General features: G+C 46.6%; 23 protein-coding genes. 9 read left to right on the top strand and 14 right to left on the bottom strand.

Annotation, left to right across the window (positions count from 1 at the left end):
* Nucleotides 1-69: 69 nt before the first annotated feature.
* The 4 genes from thiD to AC58QT_RS14980 all read left to right on the top strand — a co-directional run bounded on the left by thiD (nt 70) and on the right by AC58QT_RS14980 (nt 3850).
* Nucleotides 70-912 carry a bifunctional hydroxymethylpyrimidine kinase/phosphomethylpyrimidine kinase gene (thiD, locus tag AC58QT_RS14995; RefSeq protein WP_497409668.1) on the top strand — a complete coding sequence of 281 codons (843 nt, stop codon included), beginning with the start codon at nt 70-72 and terminating at the stop codon, nt 910-912.
* Nucleotides 909-1586 (top strand): thiamine phosphate synthase, encoded by a 678-nt coding sequence (gene thiE, locus AC58QT_RS14990; protein WP_497409667.1) that lies wholly within the window; start codon nt 909-911, stop codon nt 1584-1586. The genes thiD and thiE overlap by 4 nt, the downstream gene beginning before the upstream one ends.
* Before the next feature lie 533 nt (nt 1587-2119).
* Nucleotides 2120-2731 carry an ArsR/SmtB family transcription factor gene (locus AC58QT_RS14985; protein ID WP_310499622.1) on the top strand — a complete coding sequence of 204 codons (612 nt, stop codon included), beginning with the start codon at nt 2120-2122 and terminating at the stop codon, nt 2729-2731.
* A gap of 3 nt (nt 2732-2734) precedes the next feature.
* Nucleotides 2735-3850: an aminopeptidase gene (locus AC58QT_RS14980; protein WP_497409666.1), complete on the top strand. Its 1116-nt coding sequence runs from the start codon at nt 2735-2737 to the stop codon at nt 3848-3850.
* Between the two features lie 71 nt (nt 3851-3921).
* On the opposite strand, the gene AC58QT_RS14975 is transcribed toward AC58QT_RS14980, so the two are convergent.
* Together AC58QT_RS14975 and AC58QT_RS14970 are read right to left on the bottom strand one after the other, a co-directional pair.
* On the bottom strand, nt 3922-4311 hold the full coding sequence (locus AC58QT_RS14975; protein ID WP_497409665.1) for an MmcQ/YjbR family DNA-binding protein: 390 nt from the start codon (nt 4309-4311) through the stop codon (nt 3922-3924).
* Between the two features lie 35 nt (nt 4312-4346).
* Nucleotides 4347-5198: an AraC family transcriptional regulator gene (locus tag AC58QT_RS14970; protein ID WP_497409664.1), complete on the bottom strand. Its 852-nt coding sequence runs from the start codon at nt 5196-5198 to the stop codon at nt 4347-4349.
* 144 nt (nt 5199-5342) lie between these two features.
* On the opposite strand from AC58QT_RS14970, the gene AC58QT_RS14965 reads away from it, so the two are divergent.
* Complete coding sequence (locus AC58QT_RS14965) at nt 5343-6194, top strand: sugar phosphate isomerase/epimerase family protein (protein ID WP_497409663.1); 852 nt, start codon at nt 5343-5345, stop codon at nt 6192-6194.
* A 348-nt stretch (nt 6195-6542) separates the two neighbouring features.
* Here AC58QT_RS14965 and AC58QT_RS14960 read toward each other — a convergent pair whose 3' ends face one another.
* The 12 genes from AC58QT_RS14960 to AC58QT_RS14905 all read right to left on the bottom strand — a co-directional run bounded on the left by AC58QT_RS14960 (nt 6543) and on the right by AC58QT_RS14905 (nt 21254).
* Nucleotides 6543-7271 carry a nucleoside phosphorylase gene (locus tag AC58QT_RS14960; protein ID WP_497409662.1) on the bottom strand — a complete coding sequence of 243 codons (729 nt, stop codon included), beginning with the start codon at nt 7269-7271 and terminating at the stop codon, nt 6543-6545.
* A 1-nt stretch (nt 7272) separates the two neighbouring features.
* Complete coding sequence (locus AC58QT_RS14955; RefSeq protein WP_497409661.1) at nt 7273-7950, bottom strand: sulfite oxidase-like oxidoreductase; 678 nt, start codon at nt 7948-7950, stop codon at nt 7273-7275.
* A gap of 33 nt (nt 7951-7983) precedes the next feature.
* Nucleotides 7984-8907 (bottom strand): ABC transporter permease, encoded by a 924-nt coding sequence (locus AC58QT_RS14950; RefSeq protein ID WP_310499629.1) that lies wholly within the window; start codon nt 8905-8907, stop codon nt 7984-7986.
* Nucleotides 8891-9958, bottom strand: coding sequence for an ABC transporter permease (locus AC58QT_RS14945; RefSeq protein WP_497409660.1), 1068 nt, complete (start codon nt 9956-9958; stop codon nt 8891-8893). Before AC58QT_RS14945 ends, AC58QT_RS14950 begins: the two co-directional genes overlap by 17 nt.
* On the bottom strand, nt 9951-11450 hold the full coding sequence (locus AC58QT_RS14940; protein WP_497409659.1) for an ABC transporter ATP-binding protein: 1500 nt from the start codon (nt 11448-11450) through the stop codon (nt 9951-9953). Before AC58QT_RS14940 ends, AC58QT_RS14945 begins: the two co-directional genes overlap by 8 nt.
* A 91-nt stretch (nt 11451-11541) precedes the next feature.
* Nucleotides 11542-12567 (bottom strand): BMP family lipoprotein, encoded by a 1026-nt coding sequence (locus tag AC58QT_RS14935; RefSeq protein WP_497409658.1) that lies wholly within the window; start codon nt 12565-12567, stop codon nt 11542-11544.
* Nucleotides 12568-12826: 259 nt separating this feature from the next.
* Nucleotides 12827-13384, bottom strand: coding sequence for an MFS transporter (locus tag AC58QT_RS14930; protein ID WP_497409657.1), 558 nt, complete (start codon nt 13382-13384; stop codon nt 12827-12829).
* A 1-nt stretch (nt 13385) separates the two neighbouring features.
* A complete protein-coding gene (locus AC58QT_RS14925) occupies nt 13386-14816 on the bottom strand; it encodes an FAD-binding protein (RefSeq protein WP_497409656.1) in 1431 nt (476 codons plus the stop codon).
* A gap of 366 nt (nt 14817-15182) precedes the next feature.
* Complete coding sequence (locus AC58QT_RS14920; protein WP_497409655.1) at nt 15183-16058, bottom strand: carbohydrate ABC transporter permease; 876 nt, start codon at nt 16056-16058, stop codon at nt 15183-15185.
* An 18-nt stretch (nt 16059-16076) separates the two neighbouring features.
* A complete protein-coding gene (locus AC58QT_RS14915; protein WP_497409654.1) occupies nt 16077-17045 on the bottom strand; it encodes an ABC transporter permease in 969 nt (322 codons plus the stop codon).
* Nucleotides 17046-17153: 108 nt separating this feature from the next.
* Nucleotides 17154-18794, bottom strand: a complete 1641-nt coding sequence (locus AC58QT_RS14910) for an extracellular solute-binding protein (RefSeq protein ID WP_497409653.1) — start codon at nt 18792-18794, stop codon at nt 17154-17156.
* A 147-nt stretch (nt 18795-18941) separates the two neighbouring features.
* Nucleotides 18942-21254, bottom strand: a complete 2313-nt coding sequence (locus AC58QT_RS14905; RefSeq protein WP_497409652.1) for a helix-turn-helix domain-containing protein — start codon at nt 21252-21254, stop codon at nt 18942-18944.
* 257 nt (nt 21255-21511) lie between these two features.
* On the opposite strand from AC58QT_RS14905, the gene AC58QT_RS14900 reads away from it, so the two are divergent.
* The 4 genes from AC58QT_RS14900 (at nt 21512) to AC58QT_RS14885 (ending at nt 24828) form a co-directional block, all read left to right on the top strand.
* Nucleotides 21512-22177, top strand: a complete 666-nt coding sequence (locus AC58QT_RS14900) for a TVP38/TMEM64 family protein (protein ID WP_310499639.1) — start codon at nt 21512-21514, stop codon at nt 22175-22177.
* A gap of 43 nt (nt 22178-22220) precedes the next feature.
* Nucleotides 22221-22928 (top strand): phosphatase PAP2 family protein, encoded by a 708-nt coding sequence (locus AC58QT_RS14895; RefSeq protein WP_497409651.1) that lies wholly within the window; start codon nt 22221-22223, stop codon nt 22926-22928.
* Nucleotides 22929-23002: 74 nt separating this feature from the next.
* Entirely contained in the window at nt 23003-23662 is a 660-nt protein-coding gene (locus tag AC58QT_RS14890) for a class I SAM-dependent methyltransferase (RefSeq protein ID WP_497409650.1), read from the top strand.
* A gap of 134 nt (nt 23663-23796) precedes the next feature.
* Entirely contained in the window at nt 23797-24828 is a 1032-nt protein-coding gene (locus AC58QT_RS14885; RefSeq protein ID WP_310499642.1) for an LLM class flavin-dependent oxidoreductase, read from the top strand.
* Nucleotides 24829-24838 lie beyond the last annotated feature (10 nt).

Below are 24838 nucleotides of genomic sequence, written 5' to 3'. Positions count from 1 at the left end.
CGAACATAGATGGATGTAAAAGAGCTGCTGAGATGATGGGGATAGCGAGTGAGAGAGAGGGAGACTATCATGGCGATTTACAAAGCATTGACGATTGCCGGCTCGGATAGTGGCGGTGGCGCTGGCATTCAGGCTGATTTGAAAACATTTCAAGAACTCGGCGTGTACGGCATGTCCGTGATTACGGCTGTAACGGCGCAGAATACACTCGGTGTGCAAGGGGTTTACCCGATGAGCGCGGAAGCGATCGAACGCCAATTAGCGTCTATTGGGGAAGATTTGCGACCGGATGCTTTGAAAACAGGGATGCTTTTTAGCGGCGAAATTATTCGTGTTGTAGCGGCGGCAATTCAAAAATTTGGTTGGAGTCAGATCGTGGTTGATCCTGTGATGATAGCCAAGGGTGGAGCTTCGCTCTTGCAGCAAGAGGCGATAGACGCGATGATTCATGCGTTGTTGCCACTAGCTGATGTGGTGACGCCGAACATCCCTGAAGCTGAGGCGCTTAGCGGGATAACAATTACGGATGGGGATTCTCGTCAGAAAGCAGCTATACGCATCCATGAGTACGGCTGCAAGCATGTGATGATCAAAGGCGGCCATGAAGCAAATACGGAGCAAGCAACGGACTTGCTGTATGATGGAGTTTCCTTTACCGAGTTTACTTCAAAACGATTGGTTACACAGCACACACACGGAACAGGGTGTACATTTGCAGCTGCTTTGACGTCCGGATTGGCGCAGGGACACACGACGAAGGCTTCTTTACAATTGGCAAAAAGCTTCATCCAAGCTGCCATTTCGGAGCCTTTACATATCGGAAGCGGGCATGGCCCGACGAATCATTGGGCCTATCAGCAGGGCATTCGGGCTGCTGACATGAAAAATACGGCCACACGAGGTGTACGATGAGCATGGTGTTAACTGCTGAGGAGCTGCGCAAGGCGCTGCGTTTGTATTTGGTGATGGGCAGCCCGAATTGTGGCGGGGCTGACCCGTATGAAGTGCTGGAAGCCGCCATCGACGGCGGCATCACGATGTTTCAGCTGCGCGAGAAGGGCCCCGGCGCCCTGCAGGGGCCGGAGCTGCTCGCGCTGGGCGCGCGGCTGCGCCGCCTTTGCGCGCAGCGCGGGATTCCGTTCATCGTGAACGATGATGAACGGCTGGCTCTAGAACTTGAGGCCGATGGTATTCACATCGGCCAAGAGGATGCTCCAGCCGCCGCGGTGCGGAAGCGGCTGCCGAACATGATCGTGGGCGTATCGGCCCACGATCTGGGCGAAGCCCAGTCGGCGCTGGCGGAAGGCGCCGACTACCTTGGCGTAGGCCCCCAGTACGCCACGCGCACGAAGCTCGATGCGCGTGAGGTCCAGGGGCCAGCCGTACTAACGCGGATGCGCGTAGGCGGCATCCAGCTACCGCTTGTGGGCATCGGTGGGATCGATGCCACCAATGCCGGCGCCGTCATCCGCGCTGGGGCGGACGGCGTGGCGGTAGTGAGCGCCATCGCGGGTGCGCGCTCACCGCGTGAAGCTGCGGAGTCGCTGCGTGTGCTGCTTAGCATTGCACGAACGAATACCGACTGACAACACTTTCTCATCTCATCCAATTACCGAATATCAACTGACAAAAATCATTATTTGTTATCTGCAATTAAGTGGATGAAGCGGTAAGAGAGGTAAGAGAGGTAAGAATAATAGGATGTAGCAGCGAGAAGTGAAGAGCAGACACGGATGTTACGATGAGAAGTTGTGAATAACTGCCAAATTACGAATAAACTTTAATTTTCTTGGAGACGTTTCTACCTTTATTGGTGACAGAAACGTCCCTTTTTGCTACCATAGTAGAAAGCTTAATTTCGGTAACCCTTTAAAGCGGTGAAATGTCGCATAGACAAACGTCTGGTGCTGAATCAAAAGGTATCGGAAACCGCAATTGACATAGATTCTGTTTAGCATTATGATACGGTTAAAAAGATTTGACCGTCGTTTAATTAATCTCTTTAAGAGATTAAAAGTTGACCAAGAGGCACATGTTGCAAGGTTTTGCGAGAGAAATACTCGTTCTAGCATCTAGCACATACGTCCAAATTGGAACTAGAGAGGGAGGTCGGATCCAGATGAAACTGCAACCTGTTTATATCATTGAAGAACTCGAACAACTCAAAACGATTAGTGATCCACTTCGTGCTAGGGTACTGCTTTATTTAATAGAGAAAGCTTATACCGGGCAACAACTGGCTAAGTTGTTAGGTATGGCGCGCGCGAAGGTGCATTATCATTTGAATGAGCTGGAGCGTCATAATTTGATTTTTGTTGTTCGTACGGAGCTGAAGAATGGTATTGTGCAAAAATTCTATCGTGCCGTAGCACGCGGATTTGTGCCTGGGGAGAATTTGCTTCCGTATGTTTCTGAGGTGGAAAATTATTATCGAGAACGTACTTTGAGCGTACTTGGACATGCTAGAAACAGAGCGATTCATGCGCCTGAAGAGGCGTTTCAAATTCCATCACCCGATCGATCCCAATGGCCAATTCTCATGACGCAGGTTGAAGTCCAAATGAGTAAAGCGAAATTTACGGAATGGTTGAGGAAGTTTCGCGCTCTAATTTATGAGCTTGATGCTGAACAAGAAGAGAACGGGGATTGGTTCTATTTGACCACGGTTGGCTTCCAAACGCATGAAAGGGGCTTTGACCCGATCGAACCCGCGAACGAAGAGGAGAGATAACAAATGTTGGATCCTAGACTAACAAAGCTAGCAGACGTATTGGTGAATTATTCAGTTAAGGCACAGCCAGGTGAAAATATTTTAATCGAAGCTTACGGCATTGATAATGCGCTTGTGAAGGAAATTGTGAAGAAGGTACACGCCGCTGGTGCGCATCCTTTTGTAAACCTACGTGATCATGCTGTCATTCGTCAGCTGGTGATGGAAGGTACAGAAGCGCAAATGCAGATTTGGGCTGACGCTGATGCTTTTCAAATGAAACAAATGCAAGGCTACATAGGTGTACGCGGTGGAGCTAATATCTATGAACTGTCGGATATCCCAGCAGATCGGATGAAGCTTTATAACTCGGTGTACTACCAACAAGTTCATTTCGATGTTCGCATCAAGGATACAAGATGGGTTGTTCTACGTTATCCAACGTCTTCAATGGCGCAGCTTGCTAGCATGAGCACGGATGCGTTCGAGGATTTCTATTTCAATGTGTGTACGATGGATTATGGCAAAATGTCTAAAGCGATGGATCCTTTAAAAGAACTTATGGATCGCACAGATAAAGTGCGCCTCGTTGGCCCAGGAACGGATTTAACGTTCTCCATTAAAGGTATCGGCGGCGTGAAATGCGACGGAGAGTTGAACATTCCGGATGGCGAAGTGTACTCAGCTCCAGTGCGTGATTCCGTTAACGGGGTCATTTCTTATAATACACCGTCACCGCATGACGGCTTTATCTTTGAGAATGTAGTGCTTCATTTCGAAAATGGTAAAATTGTTAAAGCGACTGCGAATGATACGGATCGCATTAATGAGATTTTTGATATGGATGAAGGTGCGCGTTATGTTGGGGAGTTCGCGATCGGCGTGAATCCATATATTCAGCATCCAATGAAGGATATTCTGTTCGATGAGAAAATCGACGGAAGCTTCCACTTCACACCTGGTAATTGCTATGATGATGCGTACAATGGCAACAAATCCTCGCTTCACTGGGATATGGTCAATATCCAACGCCCAGAGTACGGCGGCGGCGAAATTTGGTTTGACGATGTATTGATCCGTAAGGATGGCATCTTCGTATTGCCTGAACTTCTAGTGTTGAATCCAGAGAACCTGAAATAGGGTTCCCGTGTATAGAAAAAGGTTGTCCATCGTCATAGACGTGGGCAACCTTTTTTTTGTTGCAGACAAGATTAGGATTTCATGCTTTTTAATTGCTGAACAAGTTTCTTAGGTGCAGTCCGCGCATACCCTTCGACGATTAGATCTTGAATTTCGGTCCAAGGCACGAGGTCAACGTTCCAGATACTAACCCAGCCATGACGTCCGATGTAGGGCGTCTTTTGATAGGCTGTGCCCTCTTGACCTAGCAGGAATTCTTGGGTCGTAAGCTCGGTTTTGAGCGCTGTCGAGACTTGACCGTCATTCTCACCAAGCATGATGAAGGGCTTGTCTTTCACACGAAAAGTCGTATGGCCAAATTCATCTACTTTTTCTTCGACTTCAGGGAGCATGGTGCAAAAGTCTCGAATTCTGGCTAGATGCGCCAAACTCGATGGGGATTGAAGCTGATGGTGGGACACAAGGTTCAACTCCTATCAGGGATTTAGATGAGTGATTATATTCGTCGTTGCTGTGACTGGTACTGCCGAGGCGGCAGTCCGACGGCTTTCTTAAACGTCCGAATGAAGTTCGAGTAATCGTTGAAGCCCGCTAACTGACAAGTGTCAGTGACCGTAGAGCCTTCTCGCAGCAAATGCTTAGCCCTTGCAATACGTTTGAACAGGATGTGCTCGTGAATCGTGCTGCCTGTATGTTTTTTGAATAGTCGGCATAAGTAGGAACGATTCATGAAAACGACTTGCTCCAGAACTTCTAGCGACAGGTCCTGTTCCAAGTTTTCATCAATGTAGGTAAAGAGTGAGGAGAGCTTGTCCGGCATCATGACTTGTTCTTCTTGTTTACCTTGATTTTGAAAGATCCGATTAATAAAAACGAGCAGTTCGATAAAAGTGGATACGTATAAAATTTCGGAACCAGGCAGTGCCTGCGGACGGCGATGCATCTCCATGCGATCATAGAGCTTCATGATGTCGTCAATTTGCGGCGGCGTCAGTCTCATTCGATTTTGCTCACCAAATACCCGGTTATCAAAGCAGTCCAGCAGATTAAACTGTGGAGAATTGAATTGCTGGAGGATGGCAGGATTGAAGTGAATCACGACGTTCTCGTAACGCTGTTTTTTGGACTGAAAATTAGGCCGATGGAGCTCGTTGCTATGCATAATCAGAAGGTCGCCATACTGTAAGGGATAGACTTGCTTTTCGATAAAATAATGAACGTCACCTGTAAGGAAAAAGTAGATTTCATATTGGTCCTGATGTTGGTGGAAGTCCAGTGGGATCGGATTATGGGTCACCGCGTGTCGAAAAGTCAATAACTGATGAAGATTCTTGTACATTTCCTGCATATGAAGATCTCCTTGTCTGGAGTTGGAGTCAATATAAGCAAACTTTTGCCCAATTAATGCAATGAATACGTTTTTATTATACTGCAAAATATAGGAGAGATAAACATTTAACCTAATCTTGCTTATACCTAAGGAGGCTTATATATGAAATTATCCGTATTTACTGTAGCTACCCCAGATTTGACACCAGAAGAGCTTGCTAAAGCGGCTGCTGCTGCTGGTATTACTGGCATCGAGTGGCGCTTCAAAGATATCCCTGCAAATGCGATTGGACAAAAGCCTTCCTTCTGGGGAAATAACCTATGCTCGATCGACCCAGCTGCGTCTGATGCAGAACTGGAGCGTTTTAAGCAGGCTGCATTGAATGAAAATTTAGTGAACCTGAGCATCACACCTTATTTGAATAACTGTGATGTTGCGGAAACAGAGAATGTGTTTAAAGCTGCTCAAAAGGTAGGCGTACCTTTCATCCGTGTGGGTGTACCTGGTTACGATAAAAGCCAAAACTACAATGATTTGTTCGCCAAAGCGGTGGACTACCTTCACCATGTACAAGAGCTTTCGCAACAGTATGGTGTGAAAGGTTTAGTTGAAACTCATCACAATACGATTACAGCGAGTGCTGGATTGGCGCATCGACTTGTATCTGGTTTCAAACCAGAGCACATTGGTGTCCTTCACGATGCAGGTAACATGGTGCATGAAGGCTTCGAGAACCACCGTATGGGCCTTGAATTGCTAGGACCTTACCTTGCACACGTGCATGTCAAAAATGCCGCATGGACGCTTACAGGCGAAGAACAAGTCGGCATTAAGCTTTGGAAAAGTGACTGGTCACCGATTGATGCGGGTATCGTGAACTGGAAGCAAGTGCTTGGCGATTTGAAAGCAGTTGGCTACGATGGCTACCTTGGTATCGAAGACTTCAGCTGCCAATTCGGGACAGTTGAGATGCTGAATAACTTCTCAACGAAAGTGAAGCAATGGCTGGCTTAATGACCTAAAAGAAAAACCTTCAACCACAGACATGTGGGTTGAAGGTTTTTTTTTGTTACGTTGATTGCGTTGGACGGAAGGCAAAGATGCAAAAGTGCATCTTTTTCTAGGCAAAGTAGGTTAAACCTGTTTAAGACATGCAAAAATACATCCTTTTGAATCGAAAAGCCCTAAAATGAGCTGAAATCACAGAAAATGATGCATTTTCGCATGAATTTGCTCTTTCCGAGGGGGAGAACAGGAAAATTGATGTATTTTTGCATCTTTTGCTGGTAGGAGGGAGAGGGATGGTTGCAGGTTGGATCACTGAGATCAGAACCAGAACCAGAACCAGGAAATCGATCACTACTACTCAGCCGCACCCAGCTTCACAATCGCTCGAATCGCTGCATCAATCTCCCGCTCAATAGCCCCAGAAACGACATCTGTATGCGGATTGTATACTTCACGCAGATCAGCGTCTGCATAGCCATCCAAAGCGACGATGGCACCCGCACGCACGCCACGCAACGTAGCGATGACATAGAGGGCAGCAATTTCCATCTCAACGGCCAAAGCGCCAGCTTGCTTGTATTTACGATGCGGGAATTCCTCGACACCTTGGAAGAAAGCATCCAAGGTAACGGTAATCCCTTGCTTTACGAGTCCGTCTGTTTCAGATGCTGCTTCATACAGCGCGCGTGTAACAGCGTGATCAGCTACCGCAGGGAAGCCATGAGGCACTAACTGGCGAGTTAAGCCTTCTTCACGTACCGCCGCGGTGCTTACAACGAGGCTGCCAGGAGGAACATCGGCTGAGTAGGATCCAGCAGTTCCGACGCGAATCAGTGTCTTGACGCCGCCTTTGATGAGCTCCTCGAAGCAAACGGCAGCGCCAGGGGAACCGACACCATGGCTCACAACGGTGATGGGCACGCCATCCTTTTCGCCAACAAAGGTGCGATATTCCCGGCTGAACGATAGCTCGCGCGCGTTGTCCAGCTTGCGAGAGATAGCTTCGGCACGGAACGGATCGCCGCACACAATAGCATAGGGAGTCAAATCTTCAGAATTGACTTGTAAGATGGATAAAAGCAACTTAATCGAACTCCTTTCTGACCCACTCATCTTCTGGGATGGGGATGGCTTCACCGGAGAAGCGTTGTTCTTGGAACGGATCTGCGACGTTATGGAAGCCATTGCGTTCCCAGAAGCCTTCGCGATCTTCCGCCATGAACTCGATACCGCGAATCCATTTCGCACTTTTCCAGAAATACAAATGTGGAACAACAAGTCGGAGCGGCCAGCCGTGTTTTAGCGTAAGCGGCTTACCATCGAAACTCATTGCCAGCAAGATATCGTCACCCATCAGATCAGCGAGCGGCACATTCGTTTCGTAGTCTTGATCTGCATGCAGCATGACAAACTTTCCTTCTGGTTTCACATCGATTAGTTGAAGAAAATCTCTGAAACGCACACCCTCCCAAACCGTATCCAGCTTGGACCAACGGGTCACACAGTGAATGTCGCATTGGATTTGTGTACGAGGCAGGGCCAGTATGTCGTCGTAGCTGAATGTTTTCTCTTCGGCTACTTGACCAAAAACACGCAAAGACCATGTGGACATATCGTAGTTAGGCACTTCACCCTCATGTAAAATAGGGAATCGATCGGTGACCGCTTGCCCCGGTGGAATTCTACCCGCAAGCTCTTGTGGAACTTCTACAGCGGGAATCTGCATGCGCTTGATGCGCTCCGCTTTGGTGTCTTTGCTCATCTGTTAGCCTCCTAAGCTTGCTTGTTTAATCACTTATCGCGAACTGCCATTGGCTTTCTGTGCATCTGCTAGGTAGTTGTTTTTGCGGAAGAACAGCATAGCAAGCAATGTCACGATATAAGGCAGCATTTGTGTGAAATGCGTAGGTAGTGAGAATCCTTGCAGACGGATACTGAATGCATCCATTAAACCAAATAATAAACTGGAAGCCATAACGCCAAGTGGATTAGCTTGTCCTAACATCGTTGCAACAAGCGCGATGAAGCCGCGGCCTGCCGTCATGCCTTCAGTGAACATCGTCACTTGTCCCAAGGAGAGCTGAGCACCTGCTAGTCCGCAGAGAACACCACAGATCAGGACGGCGATATATTGCATTCGATTGACTTTAATGCCGAGACTTTTTGCGGCAATCGGATTTTCTCCGACGGCAATCATGCGGAAGCCTAGAACCGATTTAAATAGCAAATATTGAAGCCCGAACACGAGCGCAAAAGCAAGATAAACCAGCGGGGAATGTCCGGAAACGATCCCGCCAATGAAAGGGATATCCTGAATGAAGGGGATGTCCCACTTCGGAAGCCCGATCATATTTTTATCATAATAAGCGCCTTTTACATTAAAAATAGCTTTTAAACAAAAGGCTGTTAAGCCTAGGGCTAGAAAATTGAACGAGATACCAACGACGATAACATTGGCTTGCAAGTGAATACTCATATAAGCAAATATCAGTGAAAACAGCATGGTTACGGCTATGGCGATGAGCACGGCAAGGAATACGTTGCCTGTGTAATAGTTGCCAACAATCGCCGAGAAGGCGCCGACCAAGACGAAGCCTTCCAAACCGACATTAAACAATCCGACCCGCGAACAGATCGCTCCGCCGAGTGCTGCAAGAAGAATAGGAGCGACCATGCGAAACATGGAGTTAAATAAAGATACATCAAGAAGATGCTCCATCGCTCTTGCCTCCTTTCCGACGTTTCCATAGGGTAAAGCTGAATTTAGCAGTTACAAAGAGAATGAGCAATGATTGAATGACACTGGATATCTGCAGTGGAATGTCTGTATTGCGTTCTACCCCCATGCCTCCGGTCTGCAAGGCAGCAAGGAGCAATGAGGCGATAGCCGTACCTAGCGGATGAGCCCCTGAAAGCAGAGTCGCCATAATGCCTGACCATGCGTAGCCTGGATTGGAGATCATGCCATCCGTATAACGATACTGCATACCGAGTACCTCAATGGCTCCAGCAAGCCCGGCAAAGCCACCGCTGGCGAACATACTAGTTAGCATGACTTTCCGTCTATTGACCCCGCCATAGGCGGCAAACAACGGGTTATAGCCCAACATCCGAATTTCATAACCAGCAACGGTATATTTAATGAACAAGAACAGGAGAATCGCTAGTCCGATGGCTATGATAAAGCCGGCATGGACGCTCATTCCTTGGAACAGCTTGGGAAGCCATACGCCTTTATCTATCATCATGGTTTGGGCGAGCGCTGCGGAACCCGACGTGTCTTTCAATGGATAAGCAACTAAATAGCCTGCGAATAAAGCTGCTATGTAATTGAGCAACAAGGTTGTAATGATCAAATTCATTCGGAATTTCGCATCGAGCCAGCCTGCAAAAGCGGACCAAATGCCACCTGCCAGAATGCCGCCAAGAATGGCTGCCAGCAATTTAAATAACGGTGGTCCAGGCAGGTATAGGGCAACCATAGCGCTGGATAATGCGCCAAGAATCATTTGGCCTTCAGACCCCATGTTGAAGAATCCGGCACGAAAGGCGATTGAAACGCCTAACCCAACAAGAATGAGTGGAGTTGCGCGCGTTAGTGTATTCGTGAAATAGAAGAAGTTGCCGAAGGCACCTTTCCACATTTCTGTGTATGTTTCAATGACGGACCCGCCAATGAGCACAATGGCAATCGCACCACCGAGTAAACCAATGAAAACGGCAAGCAGCGGCTGAATCCAAGCGCTTAGGTTGAGTCGACTTTTAAGCATCTGAATTTCCCCCTGCCATCCATAAACTAATTTGTTCCTCTGTTGCATCTTCAGCCGATAGTTCCCCGACAATTCGCCCTTCGTACATAACCACAATACGATCAGACAACTTGAGAATCTCCGTTAATTCGGAAGAGACTAATAGAATAGCTCCTTGCTCATCCCGCTTGCGAAGCAGCTCTTCATGAATCAATTCCATTGCCCCAATATCCACGCCGCGCGTCGGTTCTGCCGCAATGAGGAATGGCTGCTTCTGTGCGATTTCTCTGGCCACAATTAGCTTCTGTAAGTTGCCGCCAGAAAGAAACTTCACTTGGGTATCTTGCGAACCGGTTTTAATCTGAAACTGCTGAATGAAGCGGTTAACTAGTTTGCGAAGCTCCTGCCCATGAAGTAGGCCTGAGCGGCTTGTCGTTTTATGATGGCCCATCGTTCCATTATCTAGCACAGTACCTTCCTTGGCTGCGCCCCATTGGTAACGATCCTCGGGGACATGTGATAGTCCAATTTCCCTGATTTCGCGAACTGAACGTCCACTAATCGGTTTTCCAAGCAGTTGGATGTCACCCTGGTCAATCGACTGAAGTCCTGAAATGGCTTGTATCAATTCAGATTGGCCATTACCTGAAATACCTGCTATGCCAACGATTTCGCCAGCCCTCACTTGCAAATTAACGTTATTCAGCACGGGCTTGCCTTTATCTCCATGAATGGAAATGTTATTAACTTGAAGGATCGTTTGACCTGTTTGCAAAGTCCGTTTCTGAAGCTGTTTCAGATCTCTGCCTACCATTAATTTGGACAATTCCTCAACGTTTGTTGCACCTGCATCGACGCTTCCGGTTACTTTTCCGTCCCTAAGCACGGTAACCCGGTCAGCAACTTCCATAACTTCATGCAGCTTGTGTGTGATAATAATGAAGCTTTTGCCTTGGTTAGCGAGGCTTCGCATAATAACAAGCAGCTCTTTCGCTTCGAGCGGCGTAAGTACACCAGTGGGCTCGTCCAAAATAATGATATCGGCACCTTGATATAATACTTTCAAAATTTCTACACGCTGTTGTAAACCAAGCGGACAATCAGCTACCTTCATGCGAGGATCAATCGGGAGGCGGTATTTGGCACAAAGCTCCTCTACCTGAGCGATGGCTTTTTTGCGGTCAAAAGCAACGCCAGATCTGGGTTCATTACCGATTACAATATTTTCAGCCACGGTAAAAGACGGGAAGAGCATGAAATGCTGATGAACCATCCCAATACGGTGACGGATAGCATCCGTAGGATTCGTAAACACGACTTCCTTGCCGTTCAAAAGAATCTGACCAGCCGTAGGCTGCTCCATACCGTACAAGATGCGCATTAGGGTGGTTTTGCCAGCGCCATTCTCCCCAACTAATGCATGGATCTCACCTTGACGCAGCGAGAAATCAACGCCTGAATTCGCTGTTAAAGTGCCATATGTTTTCGTAATTTGACGCATTTGAAGCAGCATAACGGTTTTTCACTCCTCTACCTAGACATGCGGAAACTGCTTACGTCTCCGTAAACAGTCCCCGGGTCAAACCTATACGATTGTCGCGCGATTATTTTACTGGATTTTCTACTTTCACTTTACCAGAAACGATATCATCACGGATAGCTTTTACCTTTGTAATAACATCTTGCCCAACGAAAGGACTTAGTGCTGATTTCGTTTCTCTTGTAACAAATGTAAGACCAACGCCATCTTCTTTCAAGCCGTAGTCAACAGCGCCGAATTTAAACGTGCCGTTAACGAAATCTTTCACGGTTTGATAAGCAACAGCATCTGTTCCTTTCAATTGGGAAAGCACGATATGCTCGGGATCTGTTACTGTACGGTCAATATCTTGTCCGGAAGTAAAGAAGCCTTTTTCTTTCGCTGCTTCAAATACACCAAGATCGCCTACAGCCGATGCACCTGCGATGAAGTCCGCGCCTTGCGAGAATTGAGTTAATGCCAATTCCTTCGCTTTCGCTGGATCCGTGAAGCTGCCTACATAGTTAACGATGAATTTCGCATTCGGGTTCGTTGCTTTCAAACCTTCTTGGAAACCAACCGTATATTTCTTGATCAGTGGAATATCAACGGCTGCTACCATGCCGACAATGTTTTTCTTCGTAGAAAGGCCTGCTGCTGCTCCTAGCAAGTAAGCTGCTTCATGTTCACGGAAAACAACGCTGCGAACATTCGGAAGATCAACAACGGTATCGATAATCGCGAAAGATTTCTTCGGATTTTCAGTTGCTACTTTTTTAAGAGCATCTTCAGCTGTGAAAGAGCTTGTAATGATGAGATCATAGTTGTCAGCAACGGCAGCGCGCAAGTTTTGCTCGATCGCGCTCGCATCTTCGGATTCAACAGTTTTAACAGTAACTCCAAATTCTTTACTAGCTTTCTTTACACCCTCATCCATTTGAGTAAAGAACGGGTTCACACCGATCTTCTCAGGTGTAATAAGGATAATCTTCTTATCTGATTTGCCTGCTGGCGCACCGGATGCTGCAGGTGATGCTGTGTCTGTCTTTGCTGCCCCACAGCCTGTTAGTAATACAGTTGCTGCAAGAACTGAGAATATGGCTTTTTTCATGGTGTTTCTCTCCTCTATATCTAATATGTATATGCAATGAACCAATGACTTCTTTTATATCCTACTAAAAAAGTCGGATATAGTCAAAGGGGTTATTTTCCAATTCGACAAAATCAAACATTATTCTACAATTTTTAAATCCCAACGGCTATTATACTCCATTGCAAGATCACAATCTATAAGAATTACTTGGCAACTGTGAATAAAGAGAAAACCTTCAAAACCATGAGGCCGCGGTTTTCAAGGTTTTCATGTCATTTTAGGAAAGTGTATGTTTCTTACCTATATCTTTCCGCATTCGCAGCGTCATCCATGCACTGACTGCATAAATTCCCGCACTAACATAAAACAACACATCAATCGTTAGCCAATCAATGATATAACCTCCGATGAGCACAGCGAAACCGGAAGATACCGATGTCCAGAAATGGTAATGGCCAAGCGTGCCTCCGCGGTTACCGCGCTCAGTCCCATCTGCGAGCAATCCGCGTTCGCTCATTTTTTGCATAGCGTTACAGACACCCATGCATGCTTGTAGAAGTAAGACATAGCCATAGGAAGGGATCCACGGGAAGACGAGCATGGCTGCCATCATTCCGAGCGAACCGCCTGCCATCAGGTTCACCGAGGAGCGGTCAACTAGTTTATTGAGCCAGAAGGAAGAGGCGGCAGAGCTTATCGTAAAAATAGCGAAAGCGAGTCCGTAGGCCGAGTAGGTGCTGCCGAGATTTTTCAAGAATAGCAAGTAGTAAGGGTAAATCATTCCCGCTGCTAATGTCGCTAAGCTTTGGGATCGTATGAGTAGTCCGACATTCATCCTAATCCCCCCTATAATCATCGTAGAATTGGTTCATAAAAAGATGCTGTGGATCCCACTGATCTTTGGCTTGAAAAAAGGCATCCGCTTTAGGGTATATCGTTCGGAACTGCTCTACCGAAGGGAAGGGAGCATAGGGCAAATAATAAGAGCCATTAAAGGATATTAATTCATGAATGATTCGCTGAATGCCATGAGTCATACGAGCTTGCGCCTCACGACTTAGTGGGGTATTAAATAGACATACAAGGGCGAACATGTCGCTCTTCGCATAGGAGAGCAAAGCTTCTTCATCATGATTAACGTAACGAACCGTAATATTTAATAGATTTAATTGTTCTTCTTGCAGGATAGGTTTTATGCCATTAATAAACGATGCATAATGTTCCACGGGAATGAAGTATTCTTGGAGAAGATCGTTTTTGGTATCCGAGCTGTAGTCCATAAAATCAGATTCAGATCGCATAGCGTTATTGCGAGTTAGAATTGTGCTGCGGCCAATAAGGAAATATCGTTGTAAGTCCCAAAATTTATCTTTCGCCCAATCAAAGGAGCGGTTAAGTCCAAACAGAAATTTGAGCGGCAACACATTGCTGTCTTTCTGCTTTAATTGGTTATAGTCGGTAACAGGGAGATCCCATCGTGTCCTGTAATTCGTAGCATACATTTCGTTTAAAAATGTATCTGGTGCGACAGATATGCGTGCGAGATGCATGTGGATATCGGGATTCTTTTTAACCTGGTTAAGGAAGTAGTCAGTATAGGTATCTGTAGACATAGTTTCGCTCGTCATCTCGTACACTTCATCTTCCGTCAGCGACAGGGTTACATCCAAAATGACACCGAATAATCCGTATCCACCTAACGCGAGCGGGAATAGCTCGGCATTTTCAGAACGGGAAACATTTCGAGTAAGGCCGTCAGCCCCCAATAGTCGGAAGGATTCAACCGTGCTAATAAGAGAGCCATTCCGAATGTCACGGCCATGTGCATTGACGGAGATCGAGCCTCCGATGGTGAAAATATTTTGAGATTGCATGGTCTTCACAGCAAGCCCATAAGGGTTAATGTACTTTTGTACATCTGCCCAAGTGGCTCCGGATTGTACGGTTATTGTCTTAGCCGTCTTGTCGAAGGCAAGAACCTTGTTAAATGGGGTCATATCCAGCACGATGCTGTCCTTGTAATACGTATGCCCGCCTTGGCTGTGACGCTGGCCGGCAATCGAAATCTTGAGCCCTTTCTCCCGGGCCTTGTTCACAATCTGCTGAAGCTGCTTTATTTCTTTGGTTGGTATGACCCGCTCAATCTTTACAGGGCGAAGCTTGCTATAGTCGGAGCGTAAGAAGGGATCTTCGCCAGCCGACGAGGTTCTTACATATTGCCAGAGGCACAGCGCAGTTAATAGAAGTAGAACAACAATTTTCTTCATATGCGTATCTCCCAACTGACTTGTTGATGTGGCAACGTTCGCGGAGCATGACGCCTCTATGTTTAATAACCTAAATTATTCCTATAGTGTAAATTCAAACCTTTCGATTAGTCAATTGAAATCAATTTGAGTAGAGCCGAATGCGAGGAATTTAGTATGAGTTTACGAATCAGGTGGTACTTGCTGTTTATTTGGTTTTTAAGGGGAAGATGTGGGAAACGTGTGGGGTATGGGCGAATATCGGAAGAATAAGCAAGTTTGAATTGCTTATTCTTCTTTTTATCGGGGATTCCGGGGAATAAGACCACTATGCAGCTAGCAGCTGACGACATGAGACAGCTTTATATATGAAGGTTGCCGTGTCGATCAACCCTTGATCGCGCCGATCATAACGCCTTTCACGAAATACTTTTGCAGGAAAGGGTAGAGGAATAGAATAGGCGCAGTTGCTACGATAATCGTCGCGTATTTGATCGTTTCTCCGATAGGCATCTTATCGTTCCCGCTAACACCCGTCATCATCGATTCGGTACTGTTCGTGATCAATATTTCTCGCAAAATGAGCTGCAACGGGTAAAGGTCACGTGTTCGTAAGTAAATCAGAGCGCTGAACCAGCTGTTCCAATGAGCAACCCCATAGAAGAGCACCATCACGGCCACTACAGGCATGGAGAGAGGCAGAATGACGCGGAAAAGAATGGTGAAATCGTTAGCGCCGTCTAACTTAGCGGATTCCTCTAAACTAACAGGTACACCCTGAAACGCAGTTCGCATAATAATCAGGTTGTACGCACTCATGGCCGAGGGGATCAGAAGTGCCCAGCGGGTATCCACCATGCCTAAGTCGCTAATGAGCAGGTAGGTTGGAATCAATCCGCCACTGAAAAACATTGTAAATACAATCATAAACATGACGGGATTCTTCCACATCAGATTATGCCTTGAAAGTGCATATGCGCCCAGGGATGTCATCAGAATGTTTAGCGAGGTACCGAGCGTGACGTACAGGATCGTGTTGAGATAGCCGGACATGATGGCCGGGTTTTTGAAAACCATGAGATAGGCTTCCCAATTGAAGCCTTTGGGGTACCAAAGCAGCCCACGGAATTGCACAATCCAAGCTGGGTCACTGAGAGAGGCGATCAGTACATACAGAAACGGATACAGCGTTGTTAAAGAAAGTAGGATTAAGAATAAGGAATTGGAAAGGTCAAAAATTCGTTCTCCCCAGCTTCTACGCATGATGGTTGCAGCCTCCTTTTACCAAAGCTTATTATCACTGGTGCGTCGGCTTAATGTATTGGCCAGAACGAGCAGTGTGAAGTTTATGAGAGAGTTGAAGAGCCCAACAGCGGAGCTATAGCTGAAGTTGGATTCGAGAATCCCTTTGCGATAGACGAAGGTGCCAATGACATCAGCCGTTTCATAGGTTGTTGGGTTATAAAGTAATAGGATCTTGTCGGCGCCAAGGGTCATGAAGTTCCCGATTTGCAGAATAAGCAGAATCACAATCGTGGACATGATACCCGGCAGGGTTATGCTGAACGTTTGTTGCCAGCGATTGGCGCCATCCACCTTGGAAGCTTCGTACAACGAAGGATCAATGCCTGACATGGCTGATAAATAAATGATGGAGCCCCAGCCGATATTTTGCCAGATGTTCGAAGATACATAAACAGAGCGGAACCAGCCTGATTCTTGCAAGAACGTAACCGGTGTAAATCCGAACCAAGAGCTTAAGATATTGTTAATTAATCCATCACGGGCCAAGAAATCAACGAGCATACCCGATATGACGACGATAGAAATGAAATGTGGCATATACGTAATCGTTTGAACGGTACGTTTCAGAAAGCGGCTGCGCAGCTCGTTAAGCAGAAGCGCCAAAATGATGGAGGCAGGGAAGGAAAACAATAAATCATAAGCGCTGATCAGCAAAGTGTTGCGTAATATCCGCCAGAAGAAATAGCTGGAAAAGAAGTCATGAAAATGTTTGAATCCAACCCACGGGCTATGAAAAATGCCAATCCCTGGCGCATAGTCTTTAAAGGCAATTTGCAGTCCATACATGGGCACGTAATAGAAAAGAATGTAGTAAACCACGACAGGCAACAGCATGATGTACACATACTTATTCATTTTCGCATCGCGGATGAATCGGTAAGAGAACTTGCTTTTGTCTACGGCTGGTTTCACGGAGCCGGTCTGTTCTTTAAGTGCTGCGGGCATCACGGGGCCCCTCCTTCAGCTGTTGAGTCGGTAAAAATGGGTGCAAGAAGACGCCACACGGCAGGGAGCCCTTCTCCCACACCGTGAGTTTAGCGTCTGAACTTATGATTATTTACGGCTGTTGAATCGATCTAAGGCTGCTTGGCGAGCTTTAACAGCCTCTTCAATGCCCATACTCTTCATGGTTTGCACATATTTATCGAAGTTCTCAATGGGCTCAGCACCCATAACGAATTTATTGAACAGTTCATCCCGGTATGTTTTCACATCATTCATAATGGAAGCTGTTTTGGAGCTTTCGTCTGCTGTCAAGCTAACACCAGGCATTTGTTTGGAATGATCGGCATTGGTCCATGTCTTCTGAGCTTCACGTTGCGCAGGAATCGTATAATACTGTTCGATGTAACGTTTGTCTTGAACGAAAGGCCCACTCCAGCTTGCTTGGAAATATTTTGCCATCGCTTGAGTAACAGGCAATTTATCGGGGTTGTTCATAATGAGATCTGTATATTTCGGATAGCCGTTCTCCATTTTGTAGCTCTGGCCTTCAATACCGAAGTTCATCAGCATCGCGCCATCTTGACTGTATTTAAAATCAAGCCATTTGATGATTTCGTCCGGATTCTTAGCTTTCGCTGAGACCGCAGCTCCATAGCCTGTGAATGGCATGGTATATTGGCCTAAAGAGGCTGCAGCGCCTTCCTTCAGCTTCGGATAAGGGACGCCGGATAAGGCGAAAGTGGGATTGGTCGGTTGTACCAAGGTTAAGTAACGGCCGAGCCCAGAACCCGCGTACCCAGAATAAGCGCCGACTTGGCTGTTCGTAATCTTGGAATCTTTCAGCTTGCCATCGGTGATGCTGGCATAATCTTTATCAATTAAGCCATCTTTGTACCAGCGTGCCAGCGTAGCTAGGAACTCTTTGTATTCAGGCTGGATGGGGCCGTATTTGACTTTACCTTTGTCATTGTAGAAATCCGTTGTAATTCCCCATGCACCAACAAGCAGGTTATTCGCGTCGAAATCTCCGCTTAAATTCATATAGAACGGAATCTCATCCTTCTTGCCATTACCATTCGGATCCTTATCACGAAATGCGGTTAAGACCGTTTCCCATTCTGGAATGGTTGTGGGAGCTTTCAAACCTAATTTATCCAGCCAATCCTGGCGGAAAATAGGGCCGTTGACTACGCTTAACAGTTCATCTCCCAGTAAGAATGGCATCACATAGATATTGCCTTCGTCCGTTGTAATCATTTTACGGAATTCAGGATGATCCTTTAGTATCTTTGTTAAGTTCGGGGCATTCTTCTCGATGAGCTCATTTAGACGAAGTATTTGCTTCCCTTTAATGAGGGAATCCGCACTTTGTGGTAACGTTGCAAAGTTATACTCCACAACATCCGGTAAGCTATTCGACGCTAGCATAATATTGAACTGATCTTTCTCTTGGCCTGTAGGCGGGTGCTGGAAGTCAACCTTGGTGCCTGTTTGCTTCTCAATTTCTTTATAAGCAGCCATTTCATTGTAGTTCTTCATAACAGCTGCAGCATTACCGTTCATAGCTACCCAGTATGTAAGGGAAGCAGGATACTTCGATTCTGGGACTGCAGACGAAGTAGTGGTTGCAGGTGCGCTTGATACTGCGGGTGATGGTGTAGCTGTCTCTTTACTGCATCCTGTGATCAAGACGGAAAGTGCTGCAGCCGAGATTAAGGTCAATTTCATCGTTTTTTTATTTCTGTTCATACGTGTGTGACCCTCCTGTACATATTGGTTTTGCGGAATCGGTGCCCGCAATTTCAATATAGAAGAACAGACTTTAGGTGCCTACAATACGTTCTACTGAACGATAAACACAGCTTCAGATCAAGCGTAAACCGTATTTCAGGGAGACTAACTATCTTTCAGATGGCCCTCTCTTAGCTGCATTTCACGATACTTTCCGGGTGTAATCCCTTCCACTTTCTTGAACACACGGATAAAACCAATATCTGTTGAATAGCCCACTTGCTCGGCAACCTGCAGGAGCGTCATCCCTGGGGTCTCCAAAAAACGCTTCGCTTCTTTTATCCGAACCTCAATCATGTAGTCCGTAAGATTGATCCCATACTGCTTTTTAAATAAGCCAGACAGATACTGCGGTGTCATGCCAAAATGATCAGCAATGGTTGTTAAACTAAGTGAATGATCGCTGTAATGATGATCGATATATAGTTTCATACGCTCATGCCAACGTTCACTATGTTCCGATCGAGCATCTTGTACACTACTGCAAATAAAGAAGCAGAGCTCCTTCACTTTTTTTAACATATCCTCAGCCGAAGTGCTGTTGATAATCAATTTCACAGGATCAGAGCCATCTTCCTGCCACTGCTTCTCATCTAGCTTCAGGGCATTCGTTACTTTCAGTACGGTCCCTAACAAATTCATGAAGAGCAGCTTGCCAAGTTCAGGGGTTGTGTCACGTGATCCCATATTATTCTGATACAGCTCGTTGAGCAGCCGTTCAACGGCTTCATATTCACCGCTTTTGAGACAATTGATGATGTGAGCTTCCATTTCCATCGGGTAGTGGTAATATGTTCGTTCTAAGAAGCGAATGTCATCGTAATGAATGACAGAATTAATGCCGTGAATAATCCGATAGTCTAAGGCATTCAGCGCTTCATTGTAGCAATACGAAGCGTCGGATCTCCCGAATCTTAAAGAGCTAGTCGCCACCGTTATTTTCATACGGAATCGTTCCTCAATCACGCCTTTGAGTTCAGCAATTAAGCGGTCTCGGTTAAGGAGCGTTTCCTCAGAAGCATCGGGTACATTGAGAATTAGCGCTAGTCGATTGGTGTCTGTTTCTGTGACATATCCGGAATGTCCAATGAATTCACTGCTTAAATTAAATAAAATAAATCGGACGAGGGCGCGATCCCGCTCGTTTTCTTCAATTCGGTAATCCCGGCTTTCATCCACTTCAAGGACGATGACACATAGATAGGGATGCGGGAATTGAACACCGATGAAGGCGAGGGAATCATCCGTTAATTCGGGTGGATCCACTTCTCCTTTCAAGAGGCGGGTAAGAAAGTTAGCCCGTACAACAGGAAGGTGACCTGCTAGCTGTTGTTCGAGTGCCTTGCCCTCGGCTACAGATGCAGCGATGGAATTCCGAATAAATTCATACTCATTGGATAAACCTTGGCGTGGCACGTTGTTACCTTTATTAATCGAAAAGACAAGATCGCGAATCGGGCTATAGCTTCGGTAGGCCATCCAATAAGCGGCAGCGCTTCCGGCAGCGACAACAAGAATAAGCAAATAAATGGCCCATGTTTTCATTTCGTTTACCCGTTCTAAGACGACACTCTTCGGAACTAGGGAAATATATTTCCAGCCACTTGCTCCTGTCGTAAACGATAGCATGTGCGCCTTGCCGTCAGCCGCATAGGTTGCATAGCCATTACTGCCCGTTGTTTCTGCAAGCAAGCTTGGGGACAGTTTGTACGTGTTCGAAGTAGAGAGAATCACTTGCCCTGTATCATCTAAGATAAACATGGAGCCATTATTAACCCATTGAATGCCTTTCAATAGATGCAGGATTTGCTGCTCATTGATCAGCATGACGATTGTGCCTTTCACATTGCTTGTTTCGCCAAGAGGTAGAGAGATTGCGCTGGCAATGACGCTTTTGGTTGCAGGATCGGCTGTTGTGTCGGAAGTAGGCAGGTAGGTTAAGTAATGATAGCCGGTAAGCAGCTCATCACGGACTTGATCCAAACTCTTACCAGGAAGCGGATAGAGATTTGTGAAGAAAGTAGGGGCATCTGTTTTTAGATTAGGGGAAATCACCGTATCGTCATCACGCAAATAGATGTAGAAATCCTCGATGAAAGGTGAGCTGTTGCGAATGGTTTTTAACGCGCGGACGGCCTCTTCATATTGAATGTATTTCTCGCCGTCCTTGATGGTCCATAGGGTTTGAAGCTTAGGTTGTGTGGCAATCTGAATGCCGAGCTGTTCGATCTCTTGGAGGTTGTTGTCTACGACTTGGCGAGCTTGTTCAAGCATAGCCAAATTCGATCGGTTAGCGTTATCGATCATATTTTTTTCCATATTGGTGTACAAAATGAACGTACCTGTTACGGGAATGAGAAGAATAAGGATGTAAGAGAGCCATAGCGTCAGAAAAATACTTTTACGTCGAAGCAGCATGGGTGAGCCCTCCAGTGGATGCGGGATATAGTTGCCATGGTATAGTAGAAATGAATGGATAGAATTGGATAGAAGATGGGAGCAGTTTATCATATCCAACTGATGGCATCAATGATTTCCTTCGGAGAGAGGAGAGAAAAGGATGTCCACCTATCGACCTTCTACGACGAGTTGATATAGACCCCTACATTTGTGTAAGATGGAGTGGAATCATGGATTGTAAGAATAAGGAATCAGCAGTAAGAAGGAGGCGAGCCATGGCGCGTTCAAAGCCGCTTTGGTTGCTAATTAGTTGGTTTGGGATTGCTGTGATCGGCTTATTAATTCTCAAATGGACGGGTGTTTGGAAGCATGTAGATCTAAATTGGCTCACGAGATGGCTACGAGATCTAGGCCCGCTTGGCGGACTGTTATATATCCTTGCTTATACGTTGCGGCCGTTAGTTTTATTTCCAGCAACACCGTTGACGCTTTATGGTGGTTATGTATTTGGCGCTTTTTGGGGGACGGTCTACGATATTATAGGTGCAGGCGCGGGTGCCTTATTGTCTTTCTACATTACGCGCAGATGGGGCCGCGGCAGCTTTCAGCGTATTTTACGAAGTCCCAAACTGTTATCATTCGATCAAAAAGCGGAGGAAAAAGGCTTCATGGTCGTACTCTATATGCGGCTCATGCCTTTCTTTCCATTCGATGGTATTAGTTATGGTGCGGGATTATCTAAGATCCGCTTTTGGGACTACACGTGGGCTACGTTCATTGGTATTATTCCAGGTGCGATTGTGTATAACGTATTCGGTGCTTCCTTAAACGATATATGGTCATGGAAGTTTCTTGGAGCCGTAGCGATGTATGCCGTTTTTGCTATCGTCCCATTGATTATTAAGAAACGACAAGGGCGCAAAGTGCGTCAAGCAGCATGAGAGAGAAGAAATGAACAATTCGCCGTGGGAGGCATGAGAAAAGATGAAGGGGAAAGTTGTCGTTAAAGATATGGCATGGAGTTTTGGGGGAGCAGGTGCTCTGCTCCTTATTTTTATTGTGCTGTCGCAGAGCTTTTCGGCGAAATGGCTGCAAGATTTTGATCAATATGTAGGCGGTTACATTCAGGAGCAGCGAGGCGATCTGTTGACTGCCGTTGCGAAAGTATTCACCTTCATGGGTAGTGGATCGACCGAATTCATCCTCTTTTTTCTAGTTGCTGCACTATTAATATTTAAATATAAACATCGGTTGGAAACACTTGTCTTATTCCTTGGTGTACTTGGCGCTTGGGGGCTAAATACAGGGCTTAAGGGACTTATTGAACGTGATCGTCCATCCTCAGACGGTTGGTTAGTTGAAGTTGATGGGTTTAGCTTTCCAAGTGGTCACGCGATGGTTTCGCTTCTGTTTTACGGACTGCTTGCGTATTTGTTATGGGTGAATGTGCGCCAGACGTGGAAATCGGCACGGTGGATACCAACGGTAGCTGCCTTTGTCATTCTATGTATTGGCGTAAGCCGGATTTATCTAGGTGTTCATTATCCCAGTGATGTGTTAGCTGGCTATATGGCTGGTGGTATTGCTCTCTTGGGTTGTACGCATGCGCTGCGGTCGATTAGGAGCAGGAAAGCGAGAACGACTGGCCGAAATGTAGGCGCAACTGGAAATGGCCAACGTAAGGTATCCTAGTAACTATTAGAGATGAATGTCTGAATGCCTACATAACGATGCTGAAAAATAAGAACTCTGAATGGGGAAATGATATGGATAACTACGCGTCTCGCTTTTTTACATATGAGGATACCAAGAATCAAGACATATTCTATTCGTTGCCTAATCATTGGTGGAGTCGACATTATGAATACATCTGGGCTGCCCATTTTGTTGAAAAAGATCACGTTGTACTAGATGCTGCCTGTGGCTTGGGTCATCCATTCAAGTATTATCTAGTCGACAAGTGTAAAGAGGTATACGCTTGTGACATGGATGAACGCATTCTAGATAGAGATGAAATCATTAAAGAGCTGGAATATTATGTGGGGAAAGCGAATATAGATCAAATTAACCTTTCCACTTTAAGTAAGCCAAATATAACAATTGCTGATATTTCAAAATTGCCATATGAAGACGCGAAGTTTGATGTTGCATTTTGTATTTCGGTTATGGAACACATCGAGGACATGAGCGTGCAATTGCGTGCTCTAGAAGAGTTTAAACGCGTTTTGAAAGATGAGGGTAAACTGATTATTACCGTTGATTATCCTGACGTACATGTGGAGAATTTTTTAAGCTTAATTGACGAAGCGGGGTTACAACTAGCTGGAGATCATGACTTTACAAAGCCAGCTAACGCCATTACTTCTGACTTTTACGGCAGGGACTTATGGTGCATTCGCTTTGTTCTAGAAAAAAATAACGTATAATTGACCACCACGGTATCAACTCGCCCAACAGGACAACGCCACTTCGGTTTGTCCTTTTTTCTTTTGTGAGCTGGGCGTTGTATAATTGACATCAGTATCATCATCGGCAGAAGACTTAGAAAGAAGGGATGACTATGCTGAAGCTAAGTATTCTTGATCAGTCACCGGTATCATCCGGCTTTACCCATAGTGAAGCATTACAACAAACCATTGCGCTCGCGCAGCTCGCTGACCGTCTCGGCTACACCCGATTCTGGGTGTCGGAGCATCATAACTCAGCAGGGCTTGCCGGTTCCTCGCCAGAGGTTTTCTTATCCACCCTAGCTGCTCGCACAAGCCGAATTCGGCTTGGCTCCGGCGGTGTGCTGCTGCCTCATTACAGCGCCTATAAGGTTGCTGAAAATTTCCGCATGCTGGAGGCGCTCTATCCTGGGCGCATCGACCTTGGGATCGGGCGTGCGCCTGGCGGCACGCCGCATACAGCCAAAGCGCTGCGTGGCGTCGGCGCGGATCTGTTCGAGGGACTGGAGCGGTTCCCGGCGCAAGTCACGGATCTGCTGCGGTTCCTCACCGACTCGGTGGAACCGGGGCACGTGTTCGAGGGCATCCGCGCCACCCCTTTGGTGGCCTCGATGCCCCAGGTGTGGCTGCTCGGCTCCACGGGGCAGAGCGGGGTCTATGCGTCGCAGGCAGGCGCAGCCTTCTGCTTCGCGCACTTCATCAACGGCGCGGGAGGCCAGCATGCGGTGCGCAGCTACCGCAGCTCGTTCCAGCCGTCCGCATTGAATGTCGTCCCGCAGGCGACGGTCTGCATCTATGCGCTGTGCGCCGAAACGACAGCAGAAGCCGAGGAACTCGCGACCTCGATCGATTTGCGTATTCTGCAAATGGAAAAAGGCGAGTTCACCGGAGTGAAATCGCCGAAAGAAGCAGCGGAATACGTGTATTCCGACTGGGATCAAACGCGCGTGAGAGACAATCGCTCACGGATGATCGTAGGTAATCCAGGAGAAGTCAGGGAACAAATCCTGCGACTCGCTGAGAGCTACGGTGTTGATGAAGTCATGGTCGTCGCCGGCGGTCACCAAGTGGAAACGAGACTCCAGACAGTGGAACTGTTGGCAGAAGCTTTTCAGTTAAGCCATCAGCACAGTTACGTCATCTAGCGGGCAGGGC

Source organism: Paenibacillus sp. J31R109, assembly GCF_059692055.1.
The sequence above is the reverse complement of the archived record's forward strand: the minus strand, read 5'-3'. Positions and strand labels throughout refer to the sequence as shown.

Bases quoted from the DNA above. Each gene is read 5' to 3' on its own strand.
- thiD (WP_497409668.1), top strand. From the start codon at position 70: ATGGCGATTTACAAAGCATTGACGATTGCCGGCTCGGATAGTGGCGGT.
- thiE (WP_497409667.1), top strand. From the start codon at position 909: ATGAGCATGGTGTTAACTGCTGAGGAGCTGCGCAAGGCGCTGCGTTTG.
- AC58QT_RS14985 (WP_310499622.1), top strand. From the start codon at position 2,120: ATGAAACTGCAACCTGTTTATATCATTGAAGAACTCGAACAACTCAAA.
- AC58QT_RS14980 (WP_497409666.1), top strand. From the start codon at position 2,735: ATGTTGGATCCTAGACTAACAAAGCTAGCAGACGTATTGGTGAATTAT.
- AC58QT_RS14970 (WP_497409664.1), bottom strand. From the start codon at position 5,198: ATGCAGGAAATGTACAAGAATCTTCATCAGTTATTGACTTTTCGACAC.
- AC58QT_RS14965 (WP_497409663.1), top strand. From the start codon at position 5,343: ATGAAATTATCCGTATTTACTGTAGCTACCCCAGATTTGACACCAGAA.
- AC58QT_RS14955 (WP_497409661.1), bottom strand. From the start codon at position 7,950: ATGAGCAAAGACACCAAAGCGGAGCGCATCAAGCGCATGCAGATTCCC.
- AC58QT_RS14950 (WP_310499629.1), bottom strand. From the start codon at position 8,907: ATGGAGCATCTTCTTGATGTATCTTTATTTAACTCCATGTTTCGCATG.
- AC58QT_RS14945 (WP_497409660.1), bottom strand. From the start codon at position 9,958: ATGCTTAAAAGTCGACTCAACCTAAGCGCTTGGATTCAGCCGCTGCTT.
- AC58QT_RS14940 (WP_497409659.1), bottom strand. From the start codon at position 11,450: ATGCTGCTTCAAATGCGTCAAATTACGAAAACATATGGCACTTTAACA.
- AC58QT_RS14935 (WP_497409658.1), bottom strand. From the start codon at position 12,567: ATGAAAAAAGCCATATTCTCAGTTCTTGCAGCAACTGTATTACTAACA.
- AC58QT_RS14930 (WP_497409657.1), bottom strand. From the start codon at position 13,384: ATGAATGTCGGACTACTCATACGATCCCAAAGCTTAGCGACATTAGCA.
- AC58QT_RS14925 (WP_497409656.1), bottom strand. From the start codon at position 14,816: ATGAAGAAAATTGTTGTTCTACTTCTATTAACTGCGCTGTGCCTCTGG.
- AC58QT_RS14920 (WP_497409655.1), bottom strand. From the start codon at position 16,058: ATGCGTAGAAGCTGGGGAGAACGAATTTTTGACCTTTCCAATTCCTTA.
- AC58QT_RS14915 (WP_497409654.1), bottom strand. From the start codon at position 17,045: ATGCCCGCAGCACTTAAAGAACAGACCGGCTCCGTGAAACCAGCCGTA.
- AC58QT_RS14910 (WP_497409653.1), bottom strand. From the start codon at position 18,794: ATGAACAGAAATAAAAAAACGATGAAATTGACCTTAATCTCGGCTGCA.
- AC58QT_RS14905 (WP_497409652.1), bottom strand. From the start codon at position 21,254: ATGCTGCTTCGACGTAAAAGTATTTTTCTGACGCTATGGCTCTCTTAC.
- AC58QT_RS14900 (WP_310499639.1), top strand. From the start codon at position 21,512: ATGGCGCGTTCAAAGCCGCTTTGGTTGCTAATTAGTTGGTTTGGGATT.
- AC58QT_RS14895 (WP_497409651.1), top strand. From the start codon at position 22,221: ATGAAGGGGAAAGTTGTCGTTAAAGATATGGCATGGAGTTTTGGGGGA.
- AC58QT_RS14890 (WP_497409650.1), top strand. From the start codon at position 23,003: ATGGATAACTACGCGTCTCGCTTTTTTACATATGAGGATACCAAGAAT.
- AC58QT_RS14885 (WP_310499642.1), top strand. From the start codon at position 23,797: ATGCTGAAGCTAAGTATTCTTGATCAGTCACCGGTATCATCCGGCTTT.